Consider the following 15,548-nt stretch of genomic DNA (forward strand, 5'->3'; position numbering starts at 1 on the left):
ATTCGCGTCCTCGTTCGGGAGCACGGTGTGGTGTGCGACGGAGCGGGGCCGCGGCAGAAACGGCGCGGGAGTGGAGTCAGCGGGTTTTTTCAGGCGATGCTAAAAAACCGGTTGACGAAACGAAAAAGGTTCTTCATAATCTCGTTTCTCTGCTGCTGATGCAGCAACGCGGTGAAAGCAAGGCGCTTCCTGCGAATGTTCTTTAAAAACTAACAGCCGATAAGTGTGGGTGCTCGATGGCGGCGCGCGGCGATCTTCGGATTGCCGAGATAGCGAAAGTAATCGAGTCTCACACAGAAAGAAATTGAGGAAGGTTTGATGGAGCCGCGAGGCCCGATCGAATCATCTGTCAGTGATTTTGAGTGAGCGACCGGGTTCGAAAGAGCCCGAACAACAGTAACAGGTTTGAACTGAAGAGTTTGATCCTGGCTCAGATTGAACGCTGGCGGCATGCCTTACACATGCAAGTCGGACGGCAGCACGGGGGCAACCCTGGTGGCGAGTGGCGAACGGGTGAGTAATACATCGGAACGTGTCCTGGAGTGGGGGATAGCCCGGCGAAAGCCGGATTAATACCGCATACGCTCTATGGAGGAAAGCGGGGGATCTTCGGACCTCGCGCTCAAGGGGCGGCCGATGGCAGATTAGCTAGTTGGTGGGGTAAAGGCCTACCAAGGCGACGATCTGTAGCTGGTCTGAGAGGACGACCAGCCACACTGGGACTGAGACACGGCCCAGACTCCTACGGGAGGCAGCAGTGGGGAATTTTGGACAATGGGGGCAACCCTGATCCAGCAATGCCGCGTGTGTGAAGAAGGCCTTCGGGTTGTAAAGCACTTTTGTCCGGAAAGAAAACCATCGCCCTAATATGGTGGTGGGATGACGGTACCGGAAGAATAAGCACCGGCTAACTACGTGCCAGCAGCCGCGGTAATACGTAGGGTGCGAGCGTTAATCGGAATTACTGGGCGTAAAGCGTGCGCAGGCGGTTCGCTAAGACCGATGTGAAATCCCCGGGCTTAACCTGGGAACTGCATTGGTGACTGGCGGGCTAGAGTATGGCAGAGGGGGGTAGAATTCCACGTGTAGCAGTGAAATGCGTAGAGATGTGGAGGAATACCGATGGCGAAGGCAGCCCCTGGGCCAATACTGACGCTCATGCACGAAAGCGTGGGGAGCAAACAGGATTAGATACCCTGGTAGTCCACGCCCTAAACGATGTCAACTAGTTGTCGGGTCTTCATTGACTTGGTAACGTAGCTAACGCGTGAAGTTGACCGCCTGGGGAGTACGGTCGCAAGATTAAAACTCAAAGGAATTGACGGGGACCCGCACAAGCGGTGGATGATGTGGATTAATTCGATGCAACGCGAAAAACCTTACCTACCCTTGACATGTACGGAATCCTGCTGAGAGGTGGGAGTGCCCGAAAGGGAGCCGTAACACAGGTGCTGCATGGCTGTCGTCAGCTCGTGTCGTGAGATGTTGGGTTAAGTCCCGCAACGAGCGCAACCCTTGTCCCTAGTTGCTACGCAAGAGCACTCTAGGGAGACTGCCGGTGACAAACCGGAGGAAGGTGGGGATGACGTCAAGTCCTCATGGCCCTTATGGGTAGGGCTTCACACGTCATACAATGGTCGGAACAGAGGGTTGCCAAGCCGCGAGGTGGAGCCAATCCCAGAAAACCGATCGTAGTCCGGATCGCAGTCTGCAACTCGACTGCGTGAAGCTGGAATCGCTAGTAATCGCGGATCAGCATGCCGCGGTGAATACGTTCCCGGGTCTTGTACACACCGCCCGTCACACCATGGGAGTGGGTTTTACCAGAAGTGGCTAGTCTAACCGCAAGGAGGACGGTCACCACGGTAGGATTCATGACTGGGGTGAAGTCGTAACAAGGTAGCCGTATCGGAAGGTGCGGCTGGATCACCTCCTTTCCAGAGCTAGCGTTTCAAAGTTGAGTGCTCACACTTGTCGGCTGTTGTTTGAAGACAGGCTCAGGGGTCTGTAGCTCAGTCGGTTAGAGCACCGTCTTGATAAGGCGGGGGTCGATGGTTCGAATCCATCCAGACCCACCATTGCCTTGTCTGGTGTGGTTGGCTCGATCACTGGCTGGACGTCCTCTGTGCGCTGTATGACTGGGGGATTAGCTCAGCTGGGAGAGCACCTGCTTTGCAAGCAGGGGGTCGTCGGTTCGATCCCGTCATCCTCCACCAATTCCCAATGCACAGTGGTCTGCATGAAGCAGAAGACTTCGCATTGGCAATTGAGCCAGTCAGATGCGGTATTGCAGTTAGATATCGGCTGTCGTTCTTTAACAATCAGGAAGAAGTAGTAAAGAGATTCACGAAAGTGTACTTAGAGATGGGTACATGAGTAGGTGAATCAGGGTTGTGATTGTATCGATGTATTTTAAGGGTTGTCGAAAGACAGCCTTGGAATACGGCACAACGCGAATACTCAGCCTGTAGCGAGTGGTTCTTGCAAGAGACACACCCGTTATAGGGTCAAGCGAACAAGTGCATGTGGTGGATGCCTTGGCGATCACAGGCGATGAAGGACGCGGTAGCCTGCGAAAAGCGGTGGGGAGCTGGCAAACGAGCTTTGATCCACCGATATCCGAATGGGGAAACCCGGCCCGTATGGGTCACCCGCAGCTGAATACATAGGCTGCGTGGAGCGAACGCGGTGAACTGAAACATCTAAGTAACCGCAGGAAAAGAAATCAACCGAGATTCCCAAAGTAGTGGCGAGCGAAATGGGACCAGCCTGTACTCTTTATTTGTGGTGTTAGCCAAACGCTCTGGAAAGTGCGGCCATAGTGGGTGATAGCCCCGTAGGCGAAAACATCATGAAAGAACTAGGTGTACGACAAGTAGGGCGGGACACGTGAAATCCTGTCTGAAGATGGGGGGACCATCCTCCAAGGCTAAATACTCGTGATCGACCGATAGTGAACCAGTACCGTGAGGGAAAGGCGAAAAGAACCCCGGGAGGGGAGTGAAACAGATCCTGAAACCGCATGCATACAAACAGTCGGAGCCTCGCAAGGGGTGACGGCGTACCTTTTGTATAATGGGTCAGCGACTTACATTCAGTGGCGAGCTTAACCGATTAGGGCAGGCGTAGCGAAAGCGAGTCCGAACAGGGCGATTCAGTCGCTGGGTGTAGACCCGAAACCAGGTGATCTATCCATGGCCAGGATGAAGGTGCGGTAACACGTACTGGAGGTCCGAACCCACTAACGTTGAAAAGTTAGGGGATGAGCTGTGGATAGGGGTGAAAGGCTAAACAAACCTGGAAATAGCTGGTTCTCTCCGAAAACTATTTAGGTAGTGCCTCGTGTATCACCTTCGGGGGTAGAGCACTGTCATGGTTGAGGGGTCCATTGCGGATTACCTCGCCATAGCAAACTCCGAATACCGAAGAGTGCAATCACGGGAGACAGACATCGGGTGCTAACGTCCGGTGTCAAGAGGGAAACAACCCAGACCGCCAGCTAAGGTCCCCAAATATGGCTAAGTGGGAAACGAAGTGGGAAGGCTAAAACAGTCAGGAGGTTGGCTTAGAAGCAGCCACCCTTTAAAGAAAGCGTAATAGCTCACTGATCGAGTCGTCCTGCGCGGAAGATGTAACGGGGCTAAGCCATATACCGAAGCTGCGGATGCGTGCTTTGCACGCATGGTAGGAGAGCGTTCCGTAAGCCTGCGAAGGTGCGTTGAAAAGCGTGCTGGAGGTATCGGAAGTGCGAATGCTGACATGAGTAGCGATAAAGGGGGTGAAAGGCCCCCTCGCCGTAAGCCCAAGGTTTCCTACGCAACGTTCATCGGCGTAGGGTGAGTCGGCCCCTAAGGCGAGGCAGAAATGCGTAGCTGATGGGAAGCAGGTCAATATTCCTGCACCAGTGTGAAATGCGATGGGGGGACGGATCGCGGAAGGTTGTCCGGGTGTTGGAAGTCCCGGTCGCTGCGTTGGAGAAGGTGCTCTGGCAAATCCGGGCACGGGATTCAAGGGCGTGGCGCGAGCTCCTTCGGGAGCGAAGCAATCGGAAGGGGTTCCAGGAAAAGCCTCTAAGCTTCAGTTTCACATTGACCGTACCGCAAACCGACACAGGTGGGCGAGATGAGTATTCTAAGGCGCTTGAGAGAACTCGGGAGAAGGAACTCGGCAAATTGGTACCGTAACTTCGGGATAAGGTACGCCCCTGTAGCTTGACGCCCCTGCGGGCGAAGGGTGAAGGGGTTGCAATAAACTGGTGGCTGCGACTGTTTAATAAAAACACAGCACTCTGCAAACACGAAAGTGGACGTATAGGGTGTGACGCCTGCCCGGTGCCGGAAGATTAAATGATGGGGTGCAAGCTCTTGATTGAAGTCCCGGTAAACGGCGGCCGTAACTATAACGGTCCTAAGGTAGCGAAATTCCTTGTCGGGTAAGTTCCGACCTGCACGAATGGCGTAACGATGGCCACACTGTCTCCTCCCGAGACTCAGCGAAGTTGAAGTGTTTGTGATGATGCAATCTCCCCGCGGCTAGACGGAAAGACCCCATGAACCTTTACTGTAGCTTTGCATTGGACTTTGAACCGATCTGTGTAGGATAGGTGGGAGGCTATGAAGCGTGAACGCCAGTTTGCGTGGAGCCGTCCTTGAAATACCACCCTGGTTTGTTTGAGGTTCTAACCTTGGCCCGTGATCCGGGTCGGGGACAGTGCATGGTGGGCAGTTTGACTGGGGCGGTCTCCTCCCAAAGTGTAACGGAGGAGTACGAAGGTACGCTAGGTACGGTCGGAAATCGTGCTGATAGTGCAATGGCATAAGCGTGCTTAACTGCGAGACCGACAAGTCGAGCAGGTGCGAAAGCAGGTCATAGTGATCCGGTGGTTCTGTATGGAAGGGCCATCGCTCAACGGATAAAAGGTACTCTGGGGATAACAGGCTGATACCGCCCAAGAGTTCATATCGACGGCGGTGTTTGGCACCTCGATGTCGGCTCATCTCATCCTGGGGCTGTAGCCGGTCCCAAGGGTATGGCTGTTCGCCATTTAAAGAGGTACGTGAGCTGGGTTTAAAACGTCGTGAGACAGTTTGGTCCCTATCTGCCGTGGGCGCTGGATATTTGAAGGGGGCTGCTCCTAGTACGAGAGGACCGGAGTGGACGAACCTCTGGTGTACCGGTTGTCACGCCAGTGGCATCGCCGGGTAGCTATGTTCGGAAGAGATAACCGCTGAAAGCATCTAAGCGGGAAACTCGCCTTAAGATGAGATATCCCCGGGGCTTCGAGCCCCTTGAAGGGTCGTTCAAGACCAGGACGTTGATAGGTCAGGTGTGGAAGCGCAGTAATGCGTTAAGCTAACTGATACTAATTGCCCGTAAGGCTTGATCCTATAACAGGTGTGTTTCGTGTCGATGATCGTTAGTGCTTCAGCACTGACGGGCATCCCACCCCGAAGGGGGCACGGAATGCAGGATGTTTGAGTGATCGATGTTGTGCCACAAACAACACACCCCGCTTTACACTTCTTCCAGATTGGCTGTGGCGCCAGGTTCACCCGAACCCGCCGCGACGCAGCAACCCGTCATGCCTGATGACCATAGCGAGTCGGTACCACCCCTTCCCATCCCGAACAGGACCGTGAAACGACTCCACGCCGATGATAGTGCGGATTGCCCGTGTGAAAGTAGGTAATCGTCAGGCTCCTTACCCAGTCCAAGACCCCGCCCTCAAAAGCGGGGTCTTGGCGTTTTTGCTTCACTATAAGTGAGAGCCTATGGGTTCCGAGCGGTCAAGAAATTCTTGACAAGACATAATCGCTCCCCCATAATCATCAGTTCTCTGCGGAGGGGTGCCCGAGTGGCTAAAGGGGGCAGACTGTAAATCTGTTGGCTTACGCCTACGTTGGTTCGAATCCAACCTCCTCCACCAGATTTCAAAAGCTGTAAAGCAGTTGTCGGGAATCGATAGATCCTTGCGGGTGTAGCTCAATGGTAGAGCAGAAGCCTTCCAAGCTTACGACGAGGGTTCGATTCCCTTCACCCGCTCCAGCATGCAAAGTAGACGTAGCGCCCATGTGGCTCAGTGGTAGAGCACTCCCTTGGTAAGGGAGAGGTCGGCAGTTCGATCCTGCCCATGGGCACCAGCTAGTACCAAGTGATTGTTTGCGCCCGGCGCAACGTACGGAAAATCCTCTTAGGAGTCGAAAATGGCCAAAGGTAAGTTTGAGCGGACCAAGCCGCACGTGAACGTCGGCACGATCGGTCACGTTGACCACGGCAAGACCACGCTGACGGCAGCGATCACGACGGTGCTGACCGCGAAGTTCGGCGGCGAGGCAAAGGCCTACGACCAGATCGACGCGGCGCCGGAAGAAAAGGCACGTGGCATCACGATCAACACGGCACACGTCGAGTACGAAACGGCCAACCGCCACTACGCACACGTCGACTGCCCGGGCCACGCTGACTATGTGAAGAACATGATCACGGGCGCGGCGCAGATGGACGGCGCAATCCTGGTGTGCTCGGCCGCAGACGGCCCGATGCCGCAAACGCGTGAGCACATCCTGCTGGCGCGTCAGGTTGGCGTTCCGTACATCATCGTGTTCCTGAACAAGTGCGACATGGTCGACGACGCTGAGCTGCTCGAGCTGGTCGAAATGGAAGTGCGCGAACTGCTGTCGAAGTACGACTTCCCGGGCGACGACACGCCGATCATCAAGGGTTCGGCGAAGCTGGCACTCGAAGGCGACAAGGGCGAGCTGGGCGAAGTGGCGATCATGAACCTGGCCGACGCGCTGGACACGTACATCCCGACGCCGGAGCGCGCAGTTGACGGTGCGTTCCTGATGCCGGTGGAAGACGTGTTCTCGATCTCGGGTCGTGGCACGGTGGTGACGGGTCGCGTCGAGCGCGGCATCGTCAAGGTCGGCGAAGAAATCGAAATCGTCGGTATCAAGCCGACGGTGAAGACGACGTGCACGGGCGTGGAAATGTTCCGCAAGCTGCTCGACCAGGGTCAGGCAGGCGACAACGTCGGTATCCTGCTGCGCGGCACGAAGCGTGAAGACGTGGAGCGTGGTCAGGTGCTGGCGAAGCCGGGTTCGATCACGCCGCACACGCACTTCACGGCTGAAGTGTACGTGCTGAGCAAGGACGAAGGCGGCCGCCACACGCCGTTCTTCAACAACTACCGTCCGCAGTTCTACTTCCGTACGACGGACGTGACGGGCTCGATCGAGCTGCCGAAGGACAAGGAAATGGTGATGCCGGGCGACAACGTGTCGATCACGGTGAAGCTGATCGCTCCGATCGCCATGGAAGAAGGTCTGCGCTTCGCTATCCGCGAAGGTGGCCGTACCGTCGGCGCCGGTGTTGTTGCCAAGATCATCGAGTAAGTTTTTGCCAGTCTCGTTGATCGACTAAGTGGTTTCGGGGTTGGCGATGCCGCCAACCCTAAAATGGTTTAGGGGTATAGCTCAACTGGCAGAGCGTCGGTCTCCAAAACCGAAGGTTGGGGGTTCGATTCCCTCTGCCCCTGCCACTCTCGCGCCGCATGTGGCGCTCATTAAGGTGTTATGGCGAATCCTTCCGTCGAAACTGTTAATACATCCAGCGACAAGTTAATGCTCGTTGCAGGTGTATTGTTGGTCTTGGCTGGGTTCGTGGGGTTCTTCTGGCTGAATGGCCAAGAATGGTACGTCCGCGGAGCAGCTCTCGCTGTCGGGCTGATCGCGGGCGTCGCAGTCGGTCTTCTCTCAGCGCCCGGCAAAGGCTTTATCGCATTCGCCAAAGATTCATACAAGGAAGTCCGAAAGGTTGTCTGGCCGACTCGCAAAGAGGCTAGTCAGACGACTCTCGTGGTTTTCGGCTTTGTGCTGATCATGGCGGTGATCCTCTGGATTTGCGACAAATCCATCGAGTGGGCGATTTTCTCGGCGATTCTGGGTTGGAAATGATATGAGTGATATTCCGGCATCCCCGAGCGGAAAACGTTGGTACGTGGTGCACGCCTACTCCGGTATGGAGAAGAGCGTGCAACGTGCGCTTCAGGAGCGTATCGAACGTGCTGGCATGCAAGACAAATTTGGTCAGATTCTCGTTCCGACTGAAGAAGTCGTTGAAGTGAAAGGCGGTCACAAGTCGGTGACCGAGCGTCGTTTCTTCCCGGGCTACGTGCTCGTCGAAATGGAAATGACAGACGAAACATGGCACCTCGTCAAGAATACTGCCAAGGTGACAGGTTTCGTGGGTGGTGCGCGCAATCGTCCGAGTCCGATTTCCCCGAGGGAAGTCGAAAAGATCATGTCGCAGATGCAGGAAGGCGTGGAGAAGCCGCGACCGAAGACCCTGTTCGAAGTCGGCGAGATGGTGCGTGTAAAGGATGGTCCGTTCACGGATTTCAACGGCAGCGTCGAAGAAGTGAACTACGAGAAGTCGCGGGTTCGAGTCTCTGTCACGATTTTCGGTCGCGCGACCCCGGTCGAGCTGGAATTCGGCCAGGTTGAGAAGCTGTAAATCAGGATTTTGCGGATCGCGCCAGTCGGCGCGATTCGTCTTTCGCGCTTACGGTCCGCGTAATGGCCGTTGAGGAGCGTCAGTAGTCGAAGGTTGATGAAGGCGCGCTACTACTCACCGAACGCAACTGCGTTCTAAAGAGGTTTTCAACATGGCAAAGAAAATCATCGGCTTTATCAAGCTGCAGATTCCTGCAGGTAAAGCCAATCCGTCGCCGCCGGTTGGTCCGGCGCTGGGCCAACGCGGCCTGAACATCATGGAGTTCTGCAAGGCGTTCAACGCGCAGACTCAAGCGATGGAACCGGGTCTGCCGATCCCGGTCGTTATCACGGCTTTCGCCGACAAGAGCTTCACGTTCGTTCTGAAGACGCCGCCGGCAACCGTGCTGATCAAGAAGGCAGCGAAGATCGACAAGGGTTCGAGCAAGCCGCATACCGACAAGGTCGGCAAGATTACGCGTGCTCAAGCCGAAGAAATCGCCAAGACCAAGATGCCTGACCTCACGGCAGCTGATCTGGACGCAGCGGTCCGTACGATCGCTGGTAGCGCCCGCTCGATGGGCATCACCGTGGAGGGCGTGTAAATGGCCAAGCTTTCGAAGCGTCTGCAAGCATTTGCAAACAAGGTTGATCGCCAAAAGCTGTATGCGATCGAAGAAGCCCTGTCGCTCGTGAAGGAATGCGCAAGCGCGAAATTCGATGAATCGATCGACGTTGCAGTGCAGCTCGGCATTGACGCAAAGAAGTCGGACCAAGTGGTCCGTGGTTCCGTCGTGTTGCCGGCTGGTACGGGTAAGTCGGTTCGCGTTGCTGTGTTTGCGCAAGGCGAAAAGGCTGAGCAAGCTCGCGCAGCCGGTGCAGAAATCGTCGGTATGGAAGACCTGGCTGAGCAAGTCAAGGCCGGCAACCTGAACTTCGACGTCGTGATCGCTTCGCCGGACACGATGCGCGTCGTCGGTACGCTCGGTCAGATCCTCGGCCCGCGCGGCCTGATGCCGAACCCGAAGGTCGGTACGGTTACGCCCGACGTCGCGACGGCAGTCAAGAACGCGAAGGCTGGTCAGGTTCAGTTCCGTGTCGACAAGGCCGGTATCATCCACGCAACGATCGGTCGCGCTTCATTCGAGCCGACGGCACTGCGTTCGAACCTGAATGCTCTGGTCGAAGCGCTGCAAAAGGCGAAGCCGGCAACGAGCAAGGGTGTGTACCTGCGTAAGATCGCGCTGTCGAGCACCATGGGTGTCGGCGTGCGCGTTGATCAGGCAACGCTCGCAGCACAGTAAAAGTTTTAACTGCCTTGGTTGAAAGGCCGAGGCAGATTTAAGGGCTTTGGGCGGTCGCAAGATTGCAGTCTGGATCGAGCGGCCGGTTGTCAAAGACCGTTGGTGGGAACGCAGCAGTCAGGTGTGCCCTTAATTCAAGCCAACGCAGATGGCGAACCCGAAAAGGTTTTGAAGTGATGAAGCCGTTTGATTCCCGCAGCCATGCGGATCTCGGATGGTTGAAATACTCCTGACTGGTCGGACGCCGTTGTTGAACGCGACGCATCAAGCACATGCCCAGTGCGTCGAATCTGGAGGTTAACCGTGCCACTGAACAAAGAAGGTAAGCAGGCCGTAGTGGCTGAGGTTTCCGCGCAAGTCGCGAAAGCCCAGACCATGGTTCTGGCCGAGTATCGTGGAATCGCGGTTGGCGATCTGACCAAGCTGCGCGCGAAAGCGCGCGAGCAACAGGTGTATCTGCGCGTGTTGAAGAACACGCTGGCGCGTCGCGCTGTCGAAGGTACCCCGTTTGCTCCGCTGGCTGAGCAGATGACTGGTCCTCTGATCTACGGCATCTCGGAAGATGCAATTGCTGCTGCTAAGGTCGTCAACGACTTCAGCAAGGGCAATGACAAGTTGATCATCAAGGCCGGTTCCTACGAAGGCAAGGTGATGGACAAGGCAGGCGTGCAAGCGCTGGCCAACATCCCGAGCCGCGAAGAGCTGCTCTCCAAGCTGTTGTTCGTTATGCAAGCGCCTGTTTCTGGCTTTGCGCGCGCTATGGCCGCGCTGGCAGAAAAGAAGCAAGGCGAAGCTGCGTAAGCAGTGCATCGACGTACTTCAGTCGGGCGTAATTGATCGCTGGCTGTATCCGAATTCAATTTAGGAGTATTTCAAATGGCAATCGCAAAAGAAGACATCCTCGAAGCCGTAGGCGCGATGTCGGTTCTGGAACTGAACGAGCTGGTTAAGGCGTTCGAAGAAAAGTTTGGCGTGTCGGCTGCTGCTGTTGCAGTTGCTGGCCCCGCAGGTGCAGGCGGCGGCGCTGCTGCAGCTGAAGAGCAAACCGAGTTCACGGTCATCCTGACGGAAACCGGTGGCAACAAGGTTGCAGTGATTAAGGCTGTTCGCGAACTGACGGGTCTCGGCCTGAAGGAAGCGAAGGACCTGGTCGATGGCGCACCGAAGCCCGTCAAGGAAGCGGTGCCCAAGGCTGCTGCTGACGAAGCCAAGAAGAAGCTGGAAGACGCTGGCGCGAAGGCTGAAATCAAGTAATTTTCAGCGCGCTGTGCGAAGGCTGGCGGTTTTCACACCGCCGGCCTTTTTGTGCTTTGTGGAGACGACGTTTTCGCCTGCTTGTGTCGGTAAAAACGTCGGCCTAGAAGCCAAAGAAAATCGCCGTTCGGCAAGTTCGACTGGTGCTTCTCTTTGTCTTCTGAAGCGACTGCAGAAGGCAAGTTTGGTCGGGTAGCGGGCAACACAGGCATCCGCTGCCGTCAGCCAGCGGTTGGTAGCGGCCAACCACCAAGCTTCAAGGCTCGTTCAAGCCATCGGACGGCCAACGGGTCTCAGTCGGTGAACACTCGGGTTGTCACATCAAGGTATCCCGCCTCGACAACAATGCCCGCCGTGATTCGGAGATCGTATGCAATATTCCTTCACCGAGAAGAAGCGTATTCGCAAGAGTTTCGCGAAGCGCCCCATCGTTCACCAAGTACCTTTTCTGCTGGCTACCCAGCTTGAATCATTCAGCACGTTTCTGCAAGCAGATACGGCCACTGCGCAGCGCAAACCGGAAGGTCTGCAGGCTGCGTTCACCTCGGTTTTTCCCATTGTTTCGCACAACGGCTTCGCTCGTCTAGAGTTCGTCAGCTACATGCTGTCGCCGCCGGCATTCAACATCAAGGAATGCCAGCAGCGCGGTCTGACTTACTGCTCGGCGCTGCGCGCCAAGGTGCGCCTGGTTCTGCTCGACAAGGAATCGCCGAGCAAGCCCGTCGTCAAGGAAGTGAAGGAGCAGGAAGTGTACATGGGCGAAATTCCGCTCATGACGCCGACCGGCTCATTCGTCATCAACGGCACGGAACGTGTGATCGTGTCACAGCTGCACCGTTCGCCTGGCGTGTTCTTCGAACACGACAAGGGCAAGACGCACAGCTCCGGCAAGCTGCTGTTCTCGGCACGTATCATTCCCTACCGTGGCTCGTGGCTCGACTTCGAATTCGACCCGAAGGACGTGCTGTACTTCCGCGTCGACCGTCGCCGCAAGATGCCCGTCACGATCCTGCTGAAGGCAATCGGTCTGACGCCGGAACAGATCCTCGCGAACTTCTTCGTGTTCGACAACTTCACGCTGATGCCCGAAGGCGCGCAGATGGAGTTCGTGCCCGAGCGTCTGCGCGGTGAAGTCGCGCGCTTCGATATCACGGATCGCGACGGCAAGGTCATCGTCCAGAAGGACAAGCGTATCAACGCGAAGCACATTCGCGACCTCGAAAACGCGAAGACGAAATTCATTTCGGTTCCCGAAGACTATCTGCTTGGCCGCGTGCTCGCGAAGAACGTGGTCGACGGCGACACGGGCGAAGTGATCGCGAACGCGAACGACGAAGTCACGGAAAGCGTGCTCGACAAGCTGCGCGAAGCGAAGATCAAGGACATCCAGACGCTCTACACGAACGATCTGGATCAAGGTCCGTACATCTCGTCGACCCTGCGTATCGATGAAACGGCTGACAAGATGGCCGCGCGCATCGCGATCTACCGCATGATGCGTCCGGGCGAACCGCCGACGGAAGAAGCCGTCGAGGCGCTGTTCAACCGTCTGTTCTATAGCGAAGAAGCGTACGACCTGTCGAAGGTGGGTCGTATGAAGTTCAATCGCCGCGTGGGTCGTGACGAAATCGTCGGCCCGATGACGCTGCAGGACGACGACATCCTCGCAACGATCAAGATCCTCGTCGAACTGCGTAACGGCAAGGGCGAAGTGGACGACATCGACCACCTCGGCAACCGTCGTGTGCGTTGCGTCGGCGAACTGGCGGAGAACCAGTTCCGCGCGGGTCTCGTGCGTGTCGAACGTGCAGTGAAGGAACGCCTCGGCCAGGCCGAAAGCGAAAACCTGATGCCGCACGACCTGATCAACTCGAAGCCGATTTCGTCGGCGATCCGCGAGTTCTTCGGTTCGTCGCAGCTGTCGCAGTTCATGGACCAGACCAATCCGCTGTCGGAAATCACCCACAAGCGCCGCGTGTCGGCACTTGGCCCGGGCGGTCTGACGCGTGAACGCGCTGGCTTTGAAGTTCGCGACGTGCACCCGACGCACTATGGCCGTGTGTGCCCGATCGAAACGCCGGAAGGCCCGAACATCGGCCTGATCAACTCGCTGGCTCTCTACGCGCACCTGAACGAATACGGCTTTCTCGAAACGCCGTATCGCAAGGTCGTGGACAGCAAGGTCACGGACCAGATCGACTATCTGTCGGCAATCGAAGAAGGCCGTTACGTGATCGCTCAGGCGAACGCGGCGGTGGCGGAAGATGGTTCGCTGACCGACGAACTCGTGTCGTCGCGTGAAGCGGGCGAAACGCTGATGGTCACGCCGGACCGCATCCAGTACATGGACGTGGCGCCGTCGCAGATCGTGTCGGTCGCAGCATCGCTGATTCCGTTCCTCGAGCACGACGACGCGAACCGTGCATTGATGGGCTCGAACATGCAGCGTCAGGCTGTGCCGTGTCTGCGTCCGGAAAAGCCGGTCGTCGGTACGGGTATCGAGCGTACGGTGGCTGTCGACTCGGGTACGACCGTGCAGGCACTGCGTGGCGGTGTGGTCGATTACGTCGACGCGGGCCGTATCGTGATTCGTGTGAACGACGACGAAGCGGTTGCGGGTGACGTCGGTGTCGACATCTACAACCTGATCAAGTACACGCGTTCGAACCAGAACACGAACATCAACCAGCGTCCCATCGCGAAGGTCGGCGACAAGGTTGCGCGCGGCGACGTGCTGGCTGACGGCGCATCGACGGACCTCGGCGAACTGGCTCTCGGCCAGAACATGCTGGTCGCGTTCATGCCGTGGAACGGTTACAACTTCGAAGACTCGATCCTGATCTCGGAGAAGGTCGTTGCGGACGATCGTTACACGTCGATCCACATCGAAGAACTGAACGTCGTTGCTCGCGATACGAAGCTCGGACCGGAAGAAATCACGCGCGACATTTCGAACCTCGCGGAAGTGCAGCTTGGCCGTCTCGACGAGTCGGGCATCGTGTACATCGGCGCGGAAGTCGAAGCAGGCGACGTGCTGGTCGGCAAGGTCACGCCGAAGGGCGAAACCCAACTGACGCCGGAAGAAAAGCTGCTGCGCGCGATCTTCGGCGAGAAGGCATCGGACGTGAAGGATACGTCGCTGCGCGTGCCGTCGGGCATGAGCGGCACGGTCATCGACGTGCAGGTGTTCACGCGTGAGGGCATCCAGCGCGACAAGCGTGCGCAACAGATCATCGACGATGAACTGAAGCGCTATCGCCTCGACCTGAACGACCAGCTGCGTATCGTGGAAGGCGACGCGTTCCAGCGTCTCGCACGCATGCTCGAAGGCAAGGTTGCAAACGGCGGCCCGAAGAAGCTCGCGAAGGGCACGAAGATCGAACGCGCTTACCTGGAAGATCTGGATCACTACCACTGGTTCGACATCCGCCTCGCGGACGAAGAGGCAGCGGCGCAGCTCGAAGCGATCAAGGATTCGATCGAACAGAAGCGCCACCAGTTCGACCTCGCGTTCGAAGAGAAGCGCAAGAAGCTCACGCAAGGCGACGAACTGCCGCCGGGCGTGCTGAAGATGGTCAAGGTGTACCTGGCAGTCAAGCGCCGCCTGCAGCCTGGCGACAAGATGGCAGGCCGTCACGGTAACAAGGGTGTCGTGTCGAAGATCGTTCCGATCGAAGACATGCCGTACATGGCCGATGGCCGTCCCGCAGACGTCGTGCTGAACCCGCTGGGCGTTCCGTCGCGGATGAACGTGGGTCAGGTTCTCGAAGTGCATCTCGGCTGGGCCGCGAAGGGGCTGGGCTGGCGTATCGGCGAAATGCTGCAGCGTCAGTCGAAGATCGAAGAAGTGCGCGCATTCCTGACCAAGATCTACAACGAGTCGGGCCGCGCGGAAGAGCTGGAAAGCTTCTCCGACGACGAGATCCTCGAACTGGCGAAGAACCTGCGCGAAGGCGTGCCGTTCGCGACGCCGGTGTTCGACGGTGCGACGGAAGAGGAAATGTCCAGCATGCTGGACCTCGCCTTCCCGGACGACATCGCGCAGAACCTCGGCATGACGAAGTCGAAGAACCAGGTGCGTCTGTACGACGGTCGCACGGGTGAAGGCTTCGAGCGTACGGTCACGGTCGGCTACATGCACTACCTGAAGCTGCATCACCTGGTCGACGACAAGATGCACGCGCGTTCGACGGGCCCGTACTCGCTCGTCACGCAGCAGCCGCTGGGTGGTAAGGCGCAGTTCGGTGGCCAGCGTTTCGGTGAAATGGAAGTGTGGGCGCTCGAAGCGTACGGCGCATCGTACGTGCTGCAGGAAATGTTGACGGTCAAGTCGGACGACGTGACAGGCCGGACCAAGGTTTATGAAAACCTGGTCAAGGGCGATCACGTCATCGACGCGGGCATGCCGGAATCCTTCAACGTGCTGGTGAAGGAAATCCGCTCGCTCGGTATCGACATCGACCTCGACCGCAACTAATCGGACTACGGAGAGAAAGCA

The 15,548-nt window shown here is 57.1% G+C and carries 8 protein-coding genes, 6 tRNA genes and 3 rRNA genes; all 17 read left to right on the forward strand.

The window, feature by feature from the left end:
* The first annotated feature begins 407 nt into the window (after nucleotides 1-407).
* The 17 genes from FRZ40_RS12385 (at nucleotide 408) to rpoB (ending at nucleotide 15,527) form a co-directional block, all read left to right on the forward strand.
* A 16S ribosomal RNA gene (locus FRZ40_RS12385) occupies nucleotides 408-1,937 on the forward strand.
* A gap of 64 nt (nucleotides 1,938-2,001) precedes the next feature.
* A tRNA-Ile gene (locus tag FRZ40_RS12390) sits at nucleotides 2,002-2,078 on the forward strand.
* Nucleotides 2,079-2,140: 62 nt separating this feature from the next.
* Nucleotides 2,141-2,216 (forward strand) — tRNA-Ala (locus tag FRZ40_RS12395).
* Between the two features lie 289 nt (nucleotides 2,217-2,505).
* Nucleotides 2,506-5,387: ribosomal RNA gene (locus FRZ40_RS12400) — 23S ribosomal RNA — on the forward strand.
* A gap of 197 nt (nucleotides 5,388-5,584) precedes the next feature.
* Nucleotides 5,585-5,698, forward strand: a 5S ribosomal RNA gene (gene rrf, locus FRZ40_RS12405).
* Together the 16S, 23S and 5S rRNA genes with 5 tRNA genes alongside form the textbook arrangement of a ribosomal RNA operon.
* Nucleotides 5,699-5,840: 142 nt before the next feature.
* Nucleotides 5,841-5,926: transfer RNA gene (locus FRZ40_RS12410), tRNA-Tyr, on the forward strand.
* 45 nt (nucleotides 5,927-5,971) lie between these two features.
* A tRNA-Gly gene (locus FRZ40_RS12415) sits at nucleotides 5,972-6,045 on the forward strand.
* Nucleotides 6,046-6,065: 20 nt separating this feature from the next.
* Nucleotides 6,066-6,140 (forward strand) — tRNA-Thr (locus FRZ40_RS12420).
* Between the two features lie 63 nt (nucleotides 6,141-6,203).
* Nucleotides 6,204-7,394: an elongation factor Tu gene (gene tuf / locus FRZ40_RS12425; RefSeq protein WP_028371383.1), complete on the forward strand. Its 1,191-nt coding sequence runs from the start codon at nucleotides 6,204-6,206 to the stop codon at nucleotides 7,392-7,394.
* A 70-nt stretch (nucleotides 7,395-7,464) separates the two neighbouring features.
* A tRNA-Trp gene (locus FRZ40_RS12430) sits at nucleotides 7,465-7,540 on the forward strand.
* A 34-nt stretch (nucleotides 7,541-7,574) separates the two neighbouring features.
* Nucleotides 7,575-7,955 (forward strand): preprotein translocase subunit SecE, encoded by a 381-nt coding sequence (gene secE / locus FRZ40_RS12435; RefSeq protein ID WP_028371052.1) that lies wholly within the window; start codon nucleotides 7,575-7,577, stop codon nucleotides 7,953-7,955.
* Between the two features lies 1 nt (nucleotide 7,956).
* Entirely contained in the window at nucleotides 7,957-8,514 is a 558-nt protein-coding gene (gene nusG / locus FRZ40_RS12440; RefSeq protein WP_007578364.1) for a transcription termination/antitermination protein NusG, read from the forward strand.
* A 151-nt stretch (nucleotides 8,515-8,665) separates the two neighbouring features.
* On the forward strand, nucleotides 8,666-9,097 hold the full coding sequence (gene rplK / locus FRZ40_RS12445; RefSeq protein ID WP_028371053.1) for a 50S ribosomal protein L11: 432 nt from the start codon (nucleotides 8,666-8,668) through the stop codon (nucleotides 9,095-9,097).
* Entirely contained in the window at nucleotides 9,098-9,796 is a 699-nt protein-coding gene (gene rplA / locus FRZ40_RS12450) for a 50S ribosomal protein L1 (protein ID WP_028371054.1), read from the forward strand. It abuts the gene before it with no gap.
* Nucleotides 9,797-10,099: 303 nt separating this feature from the next.
* Nucleotides 10,100-10,597: a 50S ribosomal protein L10 gene (gene rplJ / locus FRZ40_RS12455; RefSeq protein ID WP_028371055.1), complete on the forward strand. Its 498-nt coding sequence runs from the start codon at nucleotides 10,100-10,102 to the stop codon at nucleotides 10,595-10,597.
* Between the two features lie 75 nt (nucleotides 10,598-10,672).
* Complete coding sequence (gene rplL / locus FRZ40_RS12460; RefSeq protein ID WP_028371056.1) at nucleotides 10,673-11,050, forward strand: 50S ribosomal protein L7/L12; 378 nt, start codon at nucleotides 10,673-10,675, stop codon at nucleotides 11,048-11,050.
* A 370-nt stretch (nucleotides 11,051-11,420) separates the two neighbouring features.
* A complete protein-coding gene (gene rpoB / locus FRZ40_RS12465) occupies nucleotides 11,421-15,527 on the forward strand; it encodes a DNA-directed RNA polymerase subunit beta (RefSeq protein ID WP_028371057.1) in 4,107 nt (1,368 codons plus the stop codon).
* The last annotated feature ends 21 nt before the right edge of the window (nucleotides 15,528-15,548 follow it).

This window comes from Paraburkholderia azotifigens (assembly GCF_007995085.1).
Taxonomy (GTDB): Bacteria; Pseudomonadota; Gammaproteobacteria; order Burkholderiales; family Burkholderiaceae; genus Paraburkholderia; species Paraburkholderia azotifigens.